We start from the raw sequence: 14462 nt of genomic DNA, 5'->3' as shown, positions 1-14462 counted from the left end.
ATTTTCAATAACCTATTAACCAACTATTAAAATGAAATATACCCATCAGGAAATCCTAGAAAAAATGGCCGAAACAGGGATGATTCCTGTATTTAATCATAAGGATATTTCTATAGCCAAGGCAGTAATCGATGCATCATACATCGCAGGCATCCGGGTTTTTGAATTTACCAACCGTGAAACAAATGCTTTTGAGGTGTTCAAAGAGTTGAAGATTTATTCTGAAAAATACCCTGATTTGCTTTTGGGAATAGGGACTGTTTTCTCGGCAAAGGATGCCTCACGTTTTCATTACATCGGGACGGATTTTGTGGTTTCTCCTGCTTTGATTCCTGAAGTTGCCAATTACTGCACGATGAAAGGGATTTTTTGGGTTCCCGGATGTGCCACAGTTACGGAAGTTTTTCAGGCAAAGTCCATGGGCGCGCTTTTGGTCAAAGCATTTCCCGGAAATTTATTGGGTTCCGGATTTATCAAAAGTGTATTGTCAGTCATGCCTGATATCAAAATGATGCCCACAGGTGGAGTTGAGCCCACACAGGAAAACCTTTCGGAGTGGTTCAAAGCTGGTGTCCATTGTGTGGGGATGGGTTCGCAGTTATTTGACAAAAAAGCCATAGAAAAGGGAGAATTCGAAGTTTTGGAAAGCAATATCAAAAAAGCCCTTGTAACAATTCAAGAGATCCGAAAATGAAATTCCAATTTTACAATGAACCCATGACTGATTTAAATTCAAAAAAGAAAAATCGGAATAGTTTGTCTATTTTTTCAAAGCCCGTTTTTTTGATATTGGTCTGCCTTGCTTTGTTTTCTACCTGCAAAGGCCCGGGAGGAGTCCGGGTGATCAAATTGGGCCACGGACTTGGAGTCACGCATCCTGTCCATGAGGCGATGGTTTTCATGGCTGAAAAGGTCGCTGAAAAATCCAATGGTCAGATGCAAATCCGAATCTATCCAAACCAGCAATTAGGTACTGAAAGAGAATTGGTGGAATTGCTTCAGATCGGTAGTTTGGGCATGACAAAAGTTTCCTCAGCGACTATGGAAAGTTTTGCTCCCAGGATGCAGGTCCTTTCAATGCCGTATCTTTTCGAGGATGACGCTCATAGAGACAAGGTGCTTAAAGGTGAAATCGGAAAGCAATTACTACTTGATGCGGAAGATTTTTGGCTGAGGGGATTGTGTTACTATGATGCAGGAAAGAGGAGTTTTTATACCAAAAGCAAACCAATAGAAAATCCATCTGATCTCAAGGGTTTGAAAATCAGGGTGATGGAAAGCAATACTGCCATCAATATGGTGAAGAGTTTTGGAGGATCTCCGACACCGGTTTCCTACGGTGAGCTCTATACTGCTCTGCAACAAGGAATTGTCGATGGTGCCGAAAACAATCCTCCGAGTCTCTACACTTCTAAGCATTATGAAGTCTGTAAGTTCTATTCCATCAATGAACATACTGCTGTGCCCGATGTCCTGATAGTCAGTACCAAAGTCTGGAATCTACTTGATGAAAATGAAAAGTTATGGCTTCAAGAGGCTGCAGATGAATCCGCAATTTACCAATATAAATTGTGGGCAGAATCTGTGGAAGAATCTTACAGAGAACTTAAGAAAGCAGGAGTTACAATCCTTTATCCTGAAGTGGCTGGATTCCGAGAAGCTACTGAAAGTATGTATGAGGAATTTAAACTTACCCAGCCCAATTTATTTGAAATTGTTGATCAAATCAGAAAGATTGAGTAATGAAAACTAAAATAGGATCTTTATTTTACCTTAATCCAACCTTTTGATTTTGTTAATTCAAATTGAATCATTCAATTCTTTTAACCCAAAATTTATTTGCCAATGCTTAATCCTTCATTCAAAATAAAGCTGGACAAAGTCGTCTCAAGCCTCTTGATTATTTTGATGGCTTTAATGGTTTTTAATGTGACATGGCAGGTTTTGTCAAGGTACGTTGTGCAGAATCCAAGCTCTTTTACAGATGAATTATCGCGATATATGCTTGTTTGGTTGGGTATGTTGGGTGCCGCATATGTGGCGGGGCAAGATCAACATATCGCTATTGACATATTGCCAAAGAGACTCCATGGCAAGTCAAAAATGAAATTGATGATTCTGATCAATGCTTTGGTATTGCTGTTTGCCTTTTCTGTAATGGTTCTTGGAGGAAGTAACCTTGTTTATATCACTTTCATTTTGGAACAAAAATCTGCAACCATGCAAATTCCCCTTGCTTACATCTATACCATATTACCGGTCAGTGGACTGCTCGTGATATACTATCAGATGTTTCAGATTTCCAATCATTACAGACTTTATAACTCCTGATCTATGGAATATATCAGCATCATTATATTGATCCTCTCCTTTATTACTTTATTGGCAATTGGGGTTCCTGTTGCATGGAGCTTGGGAATTGCTAGTTTTATCACTTTGCTGGTTTCAGTTGCAGCAGGCCCATCCGCTACTACCATAGCCCAGCGTATGGCTACCGGTTTAGACAGCTTTGCTTTACTCGCTATTCCGTTTTTTGTTTTGGCAGGAGAGATAATGAATAAAGGAGGAATTGCCAACCGCTTGATAGAATTGGCAAAATCTCTGGCAGGAAGACTTCCCGGGAGTTTGTTATATGTCAATGTGATCGCGGCGATGCTTTTTGGCGCTATTGCCGGTTCAGCTGCTGCGGCTGCATCCGCATTGGGAAGTATCCTTGGCAAAAGGATGGAAACAGAAGGTTATCCCAAAGAACTTGGTGCAGCTGTCAATATCACCTCGTCGACTACAGGATTGATCATTCCTCCCTCCAATATCCTGATCGTGTATTCCTTGGCTTCCGGCGGTGTTTCTATAGCAGCATTGTTTGTAGCAGGTTATTTGCCTGGAATTTTTATTGGTTTTGTATTGATGGTTACAGCTGCGATTTTCATCAAAAAGGAAAAATTGCCTCCGGGGGAAGGGGTTTCCTTAAAGGAATTTGGAAGGACTTTCCTCCGTGCTTTTCCCTCTCTGATGCTATTGGTCATTGTAATCGGTGGGATTGTAGGAGGTGTTTTTACAGCAACAGAAGCTTCAGCCATAGCTGTGATTTATACTTTGGCTTTGTCTCTATATTACAAAGATCTTAAAATTAAGGAATTGCCCTCTATATTGTTGAAATCATCGGAGACTACAGCGATCGTCCTTCTTCTAATAGCGACATCGATGAGCATGTCTTGGGTGATGTCAAGTGAGGATATCCCTCAGGCGATTACCAATTCCCTGCTTTCTGTGAGTGATAATGTTGTGGTGATATTAATTCTGATCAATCTCATTCTACTTTTTGTCGGAATTTTTATGGATATGACGCCTGCAGTGTTGATTTTCACTCCGATTTTCCTTCCTATTGTTATTGAACTTGGGGTCGATCCTGTCCATTTCGGAATCATTATGATCATGAATCTATGTATAGGATTGTGTACTCCGCCTGTAGGTTCTGTATTGTTTATTGGGGTTCAGGTGGCAGGTACCACGTTGGAAAAAGTAATCGGTACTTTAATTCCGTTTTTTATTGCCATGATTTTGGGATTGATTGTAATTACACTCTGGCCTGGAATGACGCTATGGTTGCCTAGGCTATTTGGATTGATGTAAAAATATTATAAGGTTAAATAAAAAAAGGAGGTAAAAAAAACCTCCTTTTTGCATGATAAGATTGTTTCAGGTGGATAATATTTTTGCAATCCTGAAATCATCTTCATCTACTTCTTTGTGCCCTACAATCGCTTTGGAAATAGGAGTGAAGACGACTTTATTATTGATGATACCTGCCATTACATCATATTTTCCCTGCATTAATCCCTCTACAGCAAATACTCCAAGCTTACTGGCTAAAACCCTATCTAACGAACTTGGAGCACCACCGCGCTGAAGGTGACCAAGTATAGTCACTTTGATATCATAATAGGGGAGTTCCTTTTTGATTTTCTCTGCAATTTCCACCGCTCCACCGCTTTTTCCTCCTTCTGCTACAATGACAATGTTGGAAGACTTCATGGCTTTTGTTCTGGCCTTCAATCTTTCTACCAACCTTTCGATCGGCATTTTCTTTTCAGGGATCAATGTGGCAGCAGCAGCACTTCCAATTCCGGCATTGATGGCGATGAAGCCTGCATCTCTTCCCATTACTTCTACGAAGAATAGACGGTCGTGTGAGGTAGCCGTATCTCTGATTTTGTCGATTGCTTCTATGGCGGTGTTGCAGGCAGTATCAAAGCCGATTGTCAAGTCTGTTCCTGCCAGGTCATTGTCAATGGTGCCGGGCAACCCAATGGATGGGATTCCAAACTCATTATAAAATAAATGAGCTCCTGTCAGAGAACCGTCTCCTCCGATAATGACCAAAGCATCAATTCCGTGTTTGACAAGGTTATTATAGGCTTTTTTTCTTCCTTCGGGTGTTCTAAACTCACTGCTTCGGGCGGATTTAAGAAATGTCCCACCTCTTTCAAGAACATGGGCAATGTTTTTTGATTCAAGTTTTTTGATATCATCCTGAATCATGCCTTCATATCCTCTGTAGATGCCATACATTTCCAGATTGTAATAAAATCCTGCCCTGACTACAGCCCTGATGGCTGCATTCATGCCTGGAGCATCGCCACCTGAGGTAAGCACACCAATTCTTTTGATCGTTTTTGGTTCCATTAAAATTGTGAAGTTAATTGTTTAAACATGAGGTCGGCTGCAGCGGGATTGGTAGCGAGGGGTATGTTATGCACATCACAAATCCGCATCAACATCTGCACATCCGGTTCATGTGGGTGTTTGTCAAGGGGATCTCTAAAAAAAATAACCATTGTAAGTTCTTTTTGGGCCGCCATGGCTGCTATTTGGGCATCACCTCCTATCGGTCCTGAAAGTACTTTTTGAACTTTAATCCCTATTTTTTCAATGTGCGAACCAGTAGTACCGGTTGCCACCAATTCAATGTTTGAGTTTTGCAATTGCTTTTTAAAACCACTCAGGAAATGGACCATGTCGGCCTTTTTCCCATCATGGGCTATCAATGCTATTTTCATTGGGATTAGGTTAATAGGTTTAGTGGGTAAATTTATAAAATTTTATAGCTTAAGCCTTCTGGATATTTTTTTTTAATCATTTAGATCAAAATTTTAATTCACATTTCGGTAAAACCAAAGATTTCATTTCGTATGATGACTAAATTAAAAGATAAATATCAATAGATTTTGAATTTTTGCTATTTTGGAGCCTTATTTAAAAAAACCATAACCGTTTAATTTATGAGCCTAATAAAAGAATTTAAAGAGTTTGCCATGAAAGGCAATGTTGTCGATCTGGCTGTCGCGGTGATTATCGGAGGTGCCTTTGGCAAAATTGTGTCTTCTTTTGTCAATGACATCATCATGCCTCCAATTGGGGTGCTTTTGGGTGGGGTTGATTTCAAGGACCTCAGCATCATCATTAAAGAAGCAGAGGGCGAGTTGCCTGCTGTGGTTTTGAGCTATGGTAATTTCATCCAAAACGTGGTGGATTTTCTGATCATCGCATTTGTGATTTTTATGGCGATTAAAGGAATGAACTCCTTTAAAAAGAAAGAAGTCGAAGCGCCGGCACCACCACCTCCTGCACCTCCCAAATCTGAGTTATTGCTCGAGGAGATCAGAGATTTGCTAAAAAATAAATAAAAAAAGCAGCCATTTGGCTGCTTTTTTTATTCCTTAGGGCCACCTTCTCTACCACCGCGATGTCTCTGATACACCTGACGGGTGAATTCCCGGTTTACTCCTCCTAGTTTTATTGCCTGCTGCGGAGAAATCACTTTGGTGATTTCTTCCATAAATAACTTTTCACGGTCAAGCAGCTGCTGCTGGATTGAAAACCTTTTTTGAATGATTTCCTTTGCCCTCATTTCTGAGATTTCCTGCATTGATTCCCGATTGAGTGAGGAAACTTTATCCATCATTTTGGTTCTTTCCTCATTATATTGATTGAATATCGGCCAAAATTTTTCAGCCTGTTCAGGTTTAAGGTCTAGCCTGTTTGTAATAAACGCTACCCTTGCAGCTTCTAATTTTTCTTTGTCATATTCATTGGTGGGTTTTTGGGCAAAAGCCTCAATTCCAACAAGAAAAAGGACAGCACATATCAATAATGTCTTTTTCATGATCTTCTTTGTTTTACAACCATTCTTCGATATCAGTATCTGTTTGGCTACTTTCCGGCCCTCCCCATTCTTCTTCAATGATCTCGTCTAGGATGAGGTTGGGATTTTCTGAAAAAGAAAGAATATCTTCTGCCTGCCAATATCCTGAACTGATGTACAAGTCAATTTCTTGCTCTAAATCAGCTTCGAGTGATTGCTCCACTATTATTTCATTTTTAATAACAAAGAAATAAATCCCAATGGTAACCAAAGCCGCCGCTGCAGTCATGCGAAACAATGCGATGGTCCGGCTTTTCTTTTGTCTATTCCTTTCTAAAACACGGTTAGGGAGATCTTCGAAATAACCTTCAGGCGTTTTGAAAAGTATGTTTTTGGGTAAATTTTCCATAATTCAATTGATTAGACAGGCTTAAAACACAGAGGTTTACTCTGTATGGAGTTCAATTTCTATTTTTTTGACTGCATGGTGGTAGCTTGCTTTTAACGCTCCAACCGACGTTGATGTTATCTGACTTATTTGTTCATAGCTTAAGTCCTCATAATACCTCATGTTGAATACCAGGCGTTGTTTGTCAGGCAATTTCAATAAGGCTTTGTGCAGGCGCTTTTCAATTTCTTCCCCTGTAATCAATCCTGATCTGTCCAAATATCCTGACATGGTCTCCAAATGATCTTCTATAGAAAAGAAATACCTTTTCTTTTTTCTTTCAAGAAAATTTAGACTTTCATTGGTTGCAATTCTATACAGCCAAGTAAATAGGGAAGAGTTGCCTTGGAAATTTTCTATATTTTTAAATGCCTTGATGAATGTGTTTTGGGTAATATCATCAGCATCTTCATGAATTATCAGCATTTTTCTTATGATGCCATATACCCTTTTTTGGTACATTTCTACAAGCAGCCTATATCCCTTTTCCTTTGTTTCGGGATTACGGATCAATTCCAAAAGTTCTAGGTCACTGATTGATATCATTAGGCCTTTTGACATTTCTCCTTCCAAGAGGTTTAATTTGGGAATCATCTTTCTGAAAGGATTTCTAGTAGCCTCTCTTATGATGAATAAAAAGAAAAAATCCGATCTCCTATATGGGCTGAAGATCGGATTTTAAATTCAAAAATATCAAGAATAGCAAATCAAATTTCAAGGATGTAATCCAAAATACCTGCGTTTTTTCCTTTTGGTCTTGTGACCAAAAGTGGGAAGGTTTCATTCAGTTGAATAAGTCTTTCGGCCATGCTTCCAATAAATAAAGCGGTGGCCGCAGTCCTGCCTTTGGCACCGATAATGATCCCGTCAGCACTTATTTCTTTGGCTTTGGCGATGATTTCTTCTACCGGGTCATCGTCGTCATCCTGCGTATAGATTGGTGTGATTTTTAGGTTTTTGGTATCAATATTTCGGATAAACTTCTTGAAATTAATCTCCGCATGCATTAGCATGATGGAAGTAAATTCTTCATAACTTTTTCCGGTAAAATGATAGCCTGAGGGGATAGTGAATACATTTTGACAAATTATTTCGGCTTTACCTCCATATTTTTCCACAATAATAATTGCCTCTTCAAGAGCATCTTTCGAATAATCAGAAAAATCGGATGGTACCAATAGTTTGTCCATTTTGGGTTCCGCCTTTTCGGGAATAATCAATAAGGAGCAACTTGCTCTTCTTGCAAGCCTCTGTGAAATAACCCCTGTGCCTGGAAGAGTTACTTTTCTGCCTATAATGATCATATCAGCAGATTTTTCGTGGGCCAGTTTTAGAATTTTTTTACTTAATTGTCCTTCTTTGACCACATAAGAAAATTCAATATCTTCTTTTTTGCTAAAGTTTTTGTCCACGACATCTTTCATCTGCCTCTTCCTTTCCTCGACCATATTATCTATGAGATTGGGAAATTCCTCCAAAACTTCCTTGGGTATTTGCAGATTTCTGATGACGTTGGTAAAATAAATTTTTTTAGTCTGATTGACTCGGGACACAAAGGATGCAAACCTAACCAGGGTTTCATCTAGGTCGCTTTGGTCAAGACAAACGATGAGCTTTTTTATTTGATACATTTTATTTAGCCTTTTCGAAACACAAAGTTACGCGAATCCGATGATGAAAAATAGATGATGGAAGAATAAAATTTTGTCTATTTCCAGAATCAAAATCCATTACGGATTTTTGTACTGTAAATCAACAGATTTTGATTGAATAGTTTGGTGTGCTTGTGGTTTTTTTAGATATATTAATTTTTTTTAATTTTTCACCTAATAAAAATACATATTTTAAGTTCTCAACAAAATGATTTTTGGTCAATTATAAGTATTCCTATTTTGTATGGAAAATTTGGCAGGTTCAGATTATTTGGAGGTGAATTTGAAAGAGAAGACCCAATTCATTATATCAATAATTTGTATATTTGCACAAATGGCTCGGGTCGCCGACATGTTCCGACTTCACAATTATAAAACAATCCCGAGTGAAGCCCTTTCCAAAAACAGGCCTCATCCTTTAGTAATAAAGGACCTCGTATCTTCGGATTCAGGATAACAGTGGAAGTTTGCGGATCTCGTGGCAGCTCAAATCCTGTCAGTAAAGAGGTTTGGTAACACTCTAAGGCCTGAGCCCTTTTATTTTTTCAATTACTTTTCTCTGATTTTTTTTGGCTATTCCAAGCAAGAAAATCCCCAATGCATAAAATAACGTAATCGCAAGCGATCTGATGATAAGGTCTGGTATTCCTGGATTATTTTTGCTGAATATATAAGCCTGTATAAAGTAGATTCCTAAACCTAGAATCAGGATTTTCAGCACATCCCATGAAAATGGCTCAAAAGATAGCCTTATTTTAATATAGAGGTATTTGAGAAAATTGAAGAAAAACATCGCCAGAAAGGATGCAAATGCAGCTCCTTCGATACCGTAAGACGGAATCAGCAACAAATTAAAAACCACCACTGCGATACTCATGATGACTGTTGCTGTGATGTTAAAGATGTAATATTTTGAAAAAACGATGATTTCTCCGTTGATGGAGAAAATAACGTCGCACATTTTTCCGAAACCAATCCAAAGGACAACCCATTTACCAGCTTCATAGATGGTACCATTGGGGACAAAATGGTAGAGATTATCTACGTTTGACCAAATTCCCAAAAAAAGCAAAATACAGATTAAGGTCTGGTTTACGGCAATGTCTTTGTAAAGCTTGTCGATCTTTGGGAATTCCTGACGGGAAAAATAATCGGCGACCACAGGCATACTGACCTGAGAAATGGCCCTGCGAGGCATTTCCATCACGATGGCAATTGAAAAAGCAATGTTATAAATCGCATTGGCTTCTAATCCGATCATGGAACTCACCATCAGGCTATCAATTTTCATGATCAAAATGCCTCCTGCAGTGCCGAGTAAAGTGATGAAGCTATAATTGAGAAACTCTGATTTGAAGCCCTTTCTTTCAAAAAAGAAATCTGTTTCAATGCTGAATATCCCAATGCGGAACATGTAGCTTATCAAGCTTCCAAGGACGATAAGGTAATTGACCGATAATCCCCAAATCATCTGATCAAAGTCTATCCAACCGACTAAATAGACCGAAACAAGCACCGTCGAGAGCAGCCGCAACAAAACCTCCCTGAGTAATGTCGGTATTGAGATCTTCATATAAGACCTGCTGAAGGCATCCAAAACGGTATTAACTACTGCAAATAGGGTAATTAACAATACCACTACAAAGAAGTCAATGACCTGCGGGGAATTGACGGCAAAGGCAGCTATAATTTGGCTTTTGAAAATAAAAAACAAAAGAGAGACAGCAATAAATCCCATCAAGGTAACCAAAACACTGAAGGTGAGGAAAGACCCCTGCTTGCTTTTGAGTTGGGGAAAAAACCTCGTGATCGCATTTCCCAATCCCAATTGCGCAAAGGGAACCAAAAGCATTGCCATGTCTTGCACTGTTCTGAAGATCCCGATTTCCTCAGGTGCAAGGGAATACGGAAAGAGCCACAATACATTGAAATACCCAATTGCCACTCCCAAATAATGGGAGAGCGTAGTAAGAATGCTTTGTCGGGCAAATTTTTCCAATGAATTAATCAGTTAAACAATCCCAATAATTCTTTCTTTCTTTTGGAATAAGGATAATCTTTCAAGATTTTGTTTCTGGATTTTGATCTTTTCTTTTCAAAATCCATGTTTAAAACCTCTTGGATTATTTTGGTTAATCTATCGGGATTTTTTTGATCCAAAATAAAACCAGAATCATCTATGATCAATGGAATGTCTCCGACTGCTGAACCAATAGGAACGCAACCACACAGCATGGCTTCGGCTAATGCATTCGGAAAACCCTCAGATGTGGATAATTGGAGGTAATATCGGTGTATATTATATAATTCCCTTAACCTGTCTTTGTCCATTGGACCGGTTACTGAAATGTTTTTTGCTGTGGGCTTATAGTCAACATCACCTACCAAAGTAAATTCAGCTTGGGGAAACCTCAATGCAATCAATTCAATCAAGTCAATGCCTTTGATCCTCCCTCGGACAGGATTGGAGATTCCTTTTGCCACAGTGATAAAGGTCATCGGCTTCCTTTCCTTTCCAAAATCAATCCAAAAATCTGTATCAAAACCATTATGGATAGTCTTCATCGGGGTTTTTAGATCGGGAATCATGTTCTTCAAACCTTGTTTGGATGAAATCAGCGGATCATATTTATAATCCGATTGGATAAGAGAATCGGCTACAGGTAGTATTTTTGTGCAGTTTTTAAAACTGTAAACAGTCGCCAATCTCAGCCATTTCTTTCTGAAATTCCCGTAGTTTATCTCCGGCATATTGACGGCATCAGTTCCTCCGCATTGGATAAAAACTTTTCTCTTGAAAATTTTGCCAAAGAAAGTCGGTAGGACAGAATGGTATCCACCAAAAAAACACAAATAATACTTTGTCTTTGGCAGGAAGATAACTAATTGAAAAAACTGGAGAATAAAGAAGAAAGGGAGAGCAACCGGATTTTGGGTAAACTGAAGTGTTTTGATGGAAAATTTAGTCTGGATCATTTCAACATCTCTATCCGTAAATGCAGTCCGTACTGGATAGGTATAAATAATCATAGATGGTCTTGAAATGGATCTGAATTATTGAGAATTGACTACAGAAAGATACTGTTTTTGATTTTAAGAAATGTCCTTTCTATAAATACGGGCCATTTTCCCCTTAGTGTACTTTTGGTAATCGCGTTGTTTCTTCTGAAAACAAAATATTGATAATCCTTTTCCTCAAAGAATACCGGATAAGTCTCCATTTTGTCAAGGTAGTATCCATTTGAATTTAAAACACCAACCAAAGTTGCCGTGTCCAATGGCTGATCGATTATCTGAAGCTTTTGAGGCTCGTTGCTGATGTTGTATTGCAAAAACCTTGGAGCAGGTATGTGGATGAAAACTACTGATTTTTCATGTGAATGGGCATCGATTCTTTCAAACAGATTGGGATGCTGCTCTACAGGAATATGTTCCAAAACGTCAGGAAAAACAAAATAATCAAATGTCTGACCAGATTTGGTAAAATCGCTCATGTCAGAAACTTCGAAGCTTAGATTGGAAAATTGCTTCCAAAGGATTTTGGCCTTTTCGACGCTTTTCTCGCTGATGTCGACCGCCAAAACTTTTCCATTTGAGGTTTTCTTCGCAATCAATTGACTGACCGTGCCGATGCCACAACCAACCTCCAATACATTATGATTGGACTTTAGCCCTGATTGGACAAGCTTATCAATGATGGAAATATGACGTGAATTAATCCCCGTCTTTTCTTGTTTAGTCACATATTCATCATAAAACTCCTTTACTTCTTCCTTTTTGCTCATGGTTTTAGAAAAGGTTTAATTGACAAAAACGTTCCTCCAATCAATGTGAGTAGGATAAGATACTGAAAAATGATGGTAACCGTCTTGGTTTTATAGTAGCTATCCGGTTCAAATTTCATTAGAACCTCAGATTTTCCTGCAGGAACAGATATGCCCCGAAGCAGGTAATTGGTTCTAATTATATCGGTTTCTTGCCCATTGACAAGTGCTTTCCATCCTTTTGGATAGTAAATCTCAGAAAAGACAACCAAACCGGCTTTTGTCGCCTCAACAGAATATTTCAACTCATTTGGTTTTTGGGAAGTGATAGAAACTGAACCCGAACCAGTCTGGACTGTTCCAAACTCAGTCTCATTGACAGTTGCTTCAATTTTTGTATTCATTTGAGAAATGAGTTTGATTTCATCTTCGTTGGAAGTGACAGACCTTATATTGGATGGAAACCACGCTGGCCCATTTGCTTCGGGATTGGTAAAAACAGCATTTTCGGCCTGCCCTGCGACCACATATTTGGTGTTGAGCATATTCAGAGCTTTCAGTCCCTGCCAATCAAAATTTCCTTCCTGTGCTTTTTGGATAAAAGACTGAATTTCAGAACCCAATACGTTTTCAGTTAATTCTTGGTAACGCTTCATTTTCGCTCCATGGTAACCACCGATGCTGTTGAAGAAATAACTTGTTCGCGCATCGTTGAAAGGATTTTCCAGATTGATTACCCTAAAATATCCTTGGTCATTCAGGATTTTTGCATCAGCAGGTGTTTTTGCAAAAAACTGTGCTGAAGGACTGGCCTGAAACGAGTCTTCATTTAGGTATCTTTTATTGATCATCCAAAGGTCGATGGCAATCAACAATGCGATGGACAATCCGGCTATTTGTGTTGAGATTTTATTTTTCAAACTTGCCCAAATCAAACCTGCAGCAAGCAAAATGAAAATGAGACTTTTGAAAGCACTGCTTTGAAGCATTGATTTTCTGTCCTGTTGGATAGCGTCGACAAGCCATTCCGGGAGGTTGGCGTCTACTGGTGCCCTGAATCCAAACATTCCTGCGAAGATCACTAAAATCAATGCCAATCCTGCTGTACTTCCTAATGCTATGGAAAGATTTTTAACAAGTGTTTTGCTATCTGAATTTCTGAAGAGGTATTCCAATCCCAAACTCCCCAAAACTGGAATGGCAAAAAGCGCCATAGAAAGTGCCATAGTCACAGCTCGGAATTTGTTGTAGCCAGGAAGGAAATCAAAAATCAAGTCATTGAACCAAGCGAGATTTTTTCCAAAGGCAAGAAAAATGGACAGGATCGTAATCGAAAGGAATACATATTTATACGTTTTTGGAGCATAAATCAAACCTAAAACAAAAAGGAAAAGCATAATCGCCCCTCCATAAATAGGGCCTCCTGTTCCCGGCTGCTCGCCCCAATAGGTAGGCGCTTTTTCAATAAACCCTGTTGCTTGGGCACTTTCCACGCCATTGCTCCGCAAAGCCTGTTCTGAATTAGAATCTTTGGGCAAAGCTTCCCCACTTCCACCACCATATAAAAATGGAACCAAGAGAGTGAGAGTTTCCATTTTTCCCTGAGACCAGTTAAAGGCATAGTCTCTGTCCAAACCGCCTTCAGAAGTATTGGCTGAAGTAATATTGGATTGTCCTCTTGTGGAATATTCACCGTATTCCAGTACCGTCATAAACCTGCTAAGATTGGATCCAACAGCAAGACAGGCGCCCAAAACCAAAATAAGAATTGTTTTACTAAAAGCAGTGAGTGATTTCGATTTGTAGGCATCCACAATCTGACCGATTCCATAAATCAGCACAATCAACAAAGTGTAATAGGTAATCTGTAGGTGGTTGAATTTGAGTTGGAGCATCAAACCAAAAGCAAAAAGCGCAAGACCCAAAATCCTTTTTCCGGAGAATGCCAGGTGAATCCCTGCCAAAATCAGGGGAATCAGGCAGATGGCCCATATTTTGGCATTGTGTCCTGCATCCAAGCTGATGATGTGGAAGGTATTGAAGGCAAAGGCCACTGCACCGGCAATAGAAAATTCAGATCGGACTTTGAAACTCAAAAGCAGGATATACATGGCTAACATTCCAAAAAACAAGGAGTTGACAGGGTGGGGGAGTCCCAAAGTGACCACTTTAATCAAGAAATTGGTAATGTCTCCCGGAACTTCAAAGCTCACCAAATAAGCCGGCATTCCGCCAAACATGCTGTTGGTCCAAAGTGCTTCCTCGCCTGTTTCGACCCTGTAATCCATAACTTCCTTGGCAGCACCTTCCCATTGAAGAATGTCATATTGGAAAAGGATTTTGCCATCAAAAACGGCAGGTGAAAAATAAAACAAAACGATGAGGTAAAAGACCACAACTCCTACAAGGTGCGGCAAGATGTTATTTTTGAAGTTGATCTGCATGATCCGAGT

The 14462-nt window shown here is 39.3% G+C and carries 15 protein-coding genes; 5 read left to right on the top strand and 10 right to left on the bottom strand.

The window, feature by feature from the left end; translation table 11 throughout:
- Nucleotides 1-31 precede the first annotated feature (31 nt).
- The 4 genes from NK987_RS01150 to NK987_RS01135 all read left to right on the top strand — a co-directional run bounded on the left by NK987_RS01150 (nt 32) and on the right by NK987_RS01135 (nt 3633).
- A complete protein-coding gene (locus NK987_RS01150) occupies nt 32-694 on the top strand; it encodes a beta/alpha barrel domain-containing protein (protein ID WP_258423478.1) in 663 nt (220 codons plus the stop codon).
- Entirely contained in the window at nt 691-1743 is a 1053-nt protein-coding gene (locus tag NK987_RS01145; protein ID WP_259262376.1) for a TRAP transporter substrate-binding protein, read from the top strand. The genes NK987_RS01150 and NK987_RS01145 overlap by 4 nt, the downstream gene beginning before the upstream one ends.
- Before the next feature lie 102 nt (nt 1744-1845).
- Nucleotides 1846-2331: a TRAP transporter small permease gene (locus tag NK987_RS01140; RefSeq protein WP_258423480.1), complete on the top strand. Its 486-nt coding sequence runs from the start codon at nt 1846-1848 to the stop codon at nt 2329-2331.
- A 3-nt stretch (nt 2332-2334) separates the two neighbouring features.
- Nucleotides 2335-3633 (top strand): TRAP transporter large permease, encoded by a 1299-nt coding sequence (locus NK987_RS01135; RefSeq protein ID WP_259262375.1) that lies wholly within the window; start codon nt 2335-2337, stop codon nt 3631-3633.
- Nucleotides 3634-3699: 66 nt separating this feature from the next.
- On the opposite strand, the gene pfkA is transcribed toward NK987_RS01135, so the two are convergent.
- Entirely contained in the window at nt 3700-4686 is a 987-nt protein-coding gene (pfkA, locus tag NK987_RS01130; protein ID WP_258423482.1) for a 6-phosphofructokinase, read from the bottom strand.
- Nucleotides 4686-5060 (bottom strand): methylglyoxal synthase, encoded by a 375-nt coding sequence (locus tag NK987_RS01125; RefSeq protein WP_258423483.1) that lies wholly within the window; start codon nt 5058-5060, stop codon nt 4686-4688. The genes pfkA and NK987_RS01125 overlap by 1 nt, the downstream gene beginning before the upstream one ends.
- Before the next feature lie 222 nt (nt 5061-5282).
- Between NK987_RS01125 and mscL the strand changes: the two genes are divergently transcribed.
- Nucleotides 5283-5687, top strand: a complete 405-nt coding sequence (mscL, locus tag NK987_RS01120) for a large-conductance mechanosensitive channel protein MscL (protein WP_259262374.1) — start codon at nt 5283-5285, stop codon at nt 5685-5687.
- Between the two features lie 26 nt (nt 5688-5713).
- Here mscL and NK987_RS01115 read toward each other — a convergent pair whose 3' ends face one another.
- The 8 genes from NK987_RS01115 to NK987_RS01080 all read right to left on the bottom strand — a co-directional run bounded on the left by NK987_RS01115 (nt 5714) and on the right by NK987_RS01080 (nt 14453).
- Nucleotides 5714-6166, bottom strand: a complete 453-nt coding sequence (locus NK987_RS01115) for a type 2 periplasmic-binding domain-containing protein (protein WP_259262373.1) — start codon at nt 6164-6166, stop codon at nt 5714-5716.
- 13 nt (nt 6167-6179) lie between these two features.
- Nucleotides 6180-6554 carry a hypothetical protein gene (locus tag NK987_RS01110; protein ID WP_259262372.1) on the bottom strand — a complete coding sequence of 125 codons (375 nt, stop codon included), beginning with the start codon at nt 6552-6554 and terminating at the stop codon, nt 6180-6182.
- A 36-nt stretch (nt 6555-6590) separates the two neighbouring features.
- The gene (locus tag NK987_RS01105; RefSeq protein WP_258423510.1) at nt 6591-7139 is read right to left on the bottom strand and encodes an RNA polymerase sigma factor; all 549 of its coding nucleotides are present in this window, start codon (nt 7137-7139) and stop codon (nt 6591-6593) included.
- A 161-nt stretch (nt 7140-7300) separates the two neighbouring features.
- Nucleotides 7301-8224: a universal stress protein gene (locus tag NK987_RS01100; RefSeq protein ID WP_258423487.1), complete on the bottom strand. Its 924-nt coding sequence runs from the start codon at nt 8222-8224 to the stop codon at nt 7301-7303.
- Nucleotides 8225-8765: 541 nt separating this feature from the next.
- A complete protein-coding gene (locus NK987_RS01095; RefSeq protein ID WP_259262371.1) occupies nt 8766-10244 on the bottom strand; it encodes an oligosaccharide flippase family protein in 1479 nt (492 codons plus the stop codon).
- Nucleotides 10245-10252: 8 nt separating this feature from the next.
- Complete coding sequence (locus NK987_RS01090; RefSeq protein WP_259262370.1) at nt 10253-11275, bottom strand: glycosyltransferase family 4 protein; 1023 nt, start codon at nt 11273-11275, stop codon at nt 10253-10255.
- 38 nt (nt 11276-11313) lie between these two features.
- Nucleotides 11314-12030, bottom strand: coding sequence for a class I SAM-dependent methyltransferase (locus NK987_RS01085; RefSeq protein ID WP_259262369.1), 717 nt, complete (start codon nt 12028-12030; stop codon nt 11314-11316).
- Nucleotides 12027-14453, bottom strand: a complete 2427-nt coding sequence (locus tag NK987_RS01080) for a YfhO family protein (RefSeq protein ID WP_259262368.1) — start codon at nt 14451-14453, stop codon at nt 12027-12029. Before NK987_RS01080 ends, NK987_RS01085 begins: the two co-directional genes overlap by 4 nt.
- Between the last annotated feature and the right edge of the window lie 9 nt (nt 14454-14462).

It is taken from the genome of Aquiflexum gelatinilyticum, from assembly GCF_024813435.1.
Lineage (GTDB): Bacteria > Bacteroidota > Bacteroidia > Cytophagales > Cyclobacteriaceae > Cognataquiflexum > Cognataquiflexum gelatinilyticum.
This window is presented reverse-complemented; position numbering and strand designations above follow the sequence as displayed.

Coding starts and splice junctions, on each gene's coding strand:
- NK987_RS01150 (WP_258423478.1), top strand. CDS start 32: ATGAAATATACCCATCAGGAAATCCTAGAAAAAATGGCCGAAACAGGG.
- NK987_RS01140 (WP_258423480.1), top strand. CDS start 1,846: ATGCTTAATCCTTCATTCAAAATAAAGCTGGACAAAGTCGTCTCAAGC.
- mscL (WP_259262374.1), top strand. CDS start 5,283: ATGAGCCTAATAAAAGAATTTAAAGAGTTTGCCATGAAAGGCAATGTT.
- NK987_RS01145 (WP_259262376.1), top strand. CDS start 691: ATGAAATTCCAATTTTACAATGAACCCATGACTGATTTAAATTCAAAA.
- NK987_RS01105 (WP_258423510.1), bottom strand. CDS start 7,139: ATGATATCAATCAGTGACCTAGAACTTTTGGAATTGATCCGTAATCCC.
- NK987_RS01100 (WP_258423487.1), bottom strand. CDS start 8,224: ATGTATCAAATAAAAAAGCTCATCGTTTGTCTTGACCAAAGCGACCTA.
- NK987_RS01090 (WP_259262370.1), bottom strand. CDS start 11,275: ATGATTATTTATACCTATCCAGTACGGACTGCATTTACGGATAGAGAT.
- NK987_RS01080 (WP_259262368.1), bottom strand. CDS start 14,453: ATGCAGATCAACTTCAAAAATAACATCTTGCCGCACCTTGTAGGAGTT.
- pfkA (WP_258423482.1), bottom strand. CDS start 4,686: ATGGAACCAAAAACGATCAAAAGAATTGGTGTGCTTACCTCAGGTGGC.
- NK987_RS01135 (WP_259262375.1), top strand. CDS start 2,335: ATGGAATATATCAGCATCATTATATTGATCCTCTCCTTTATTACTTTA.
- NK987_RS01110 (WP_259262372.1), bottom strand. CDS start 6,554: ATGGAAAATTTACCCAAAAACATACTTTTCAAAACGCCTGAAGGTTAT.
- NK987_RS01085 (WP_259262369.1), bottom strand. CDS start 12,030: ATGAGCAAAAAGGAAGAAGTAAAGGAGTTTTATGATGAATATGTGACT.
- NK987_RS01115 (WP_259262373.1), bottom strand. CDS start 6,166: ATGAAAAAGACATTATTGATATGTGCTGTCCTTTTTCTTGTTGGAATT.
- NK987_RS01125 (WP_258423483.1), bottom strand. CDS start 5,060: ATGAAAATAGCATTGATAGCCCATGATGGGAAAAAGGCCGACATGGTC.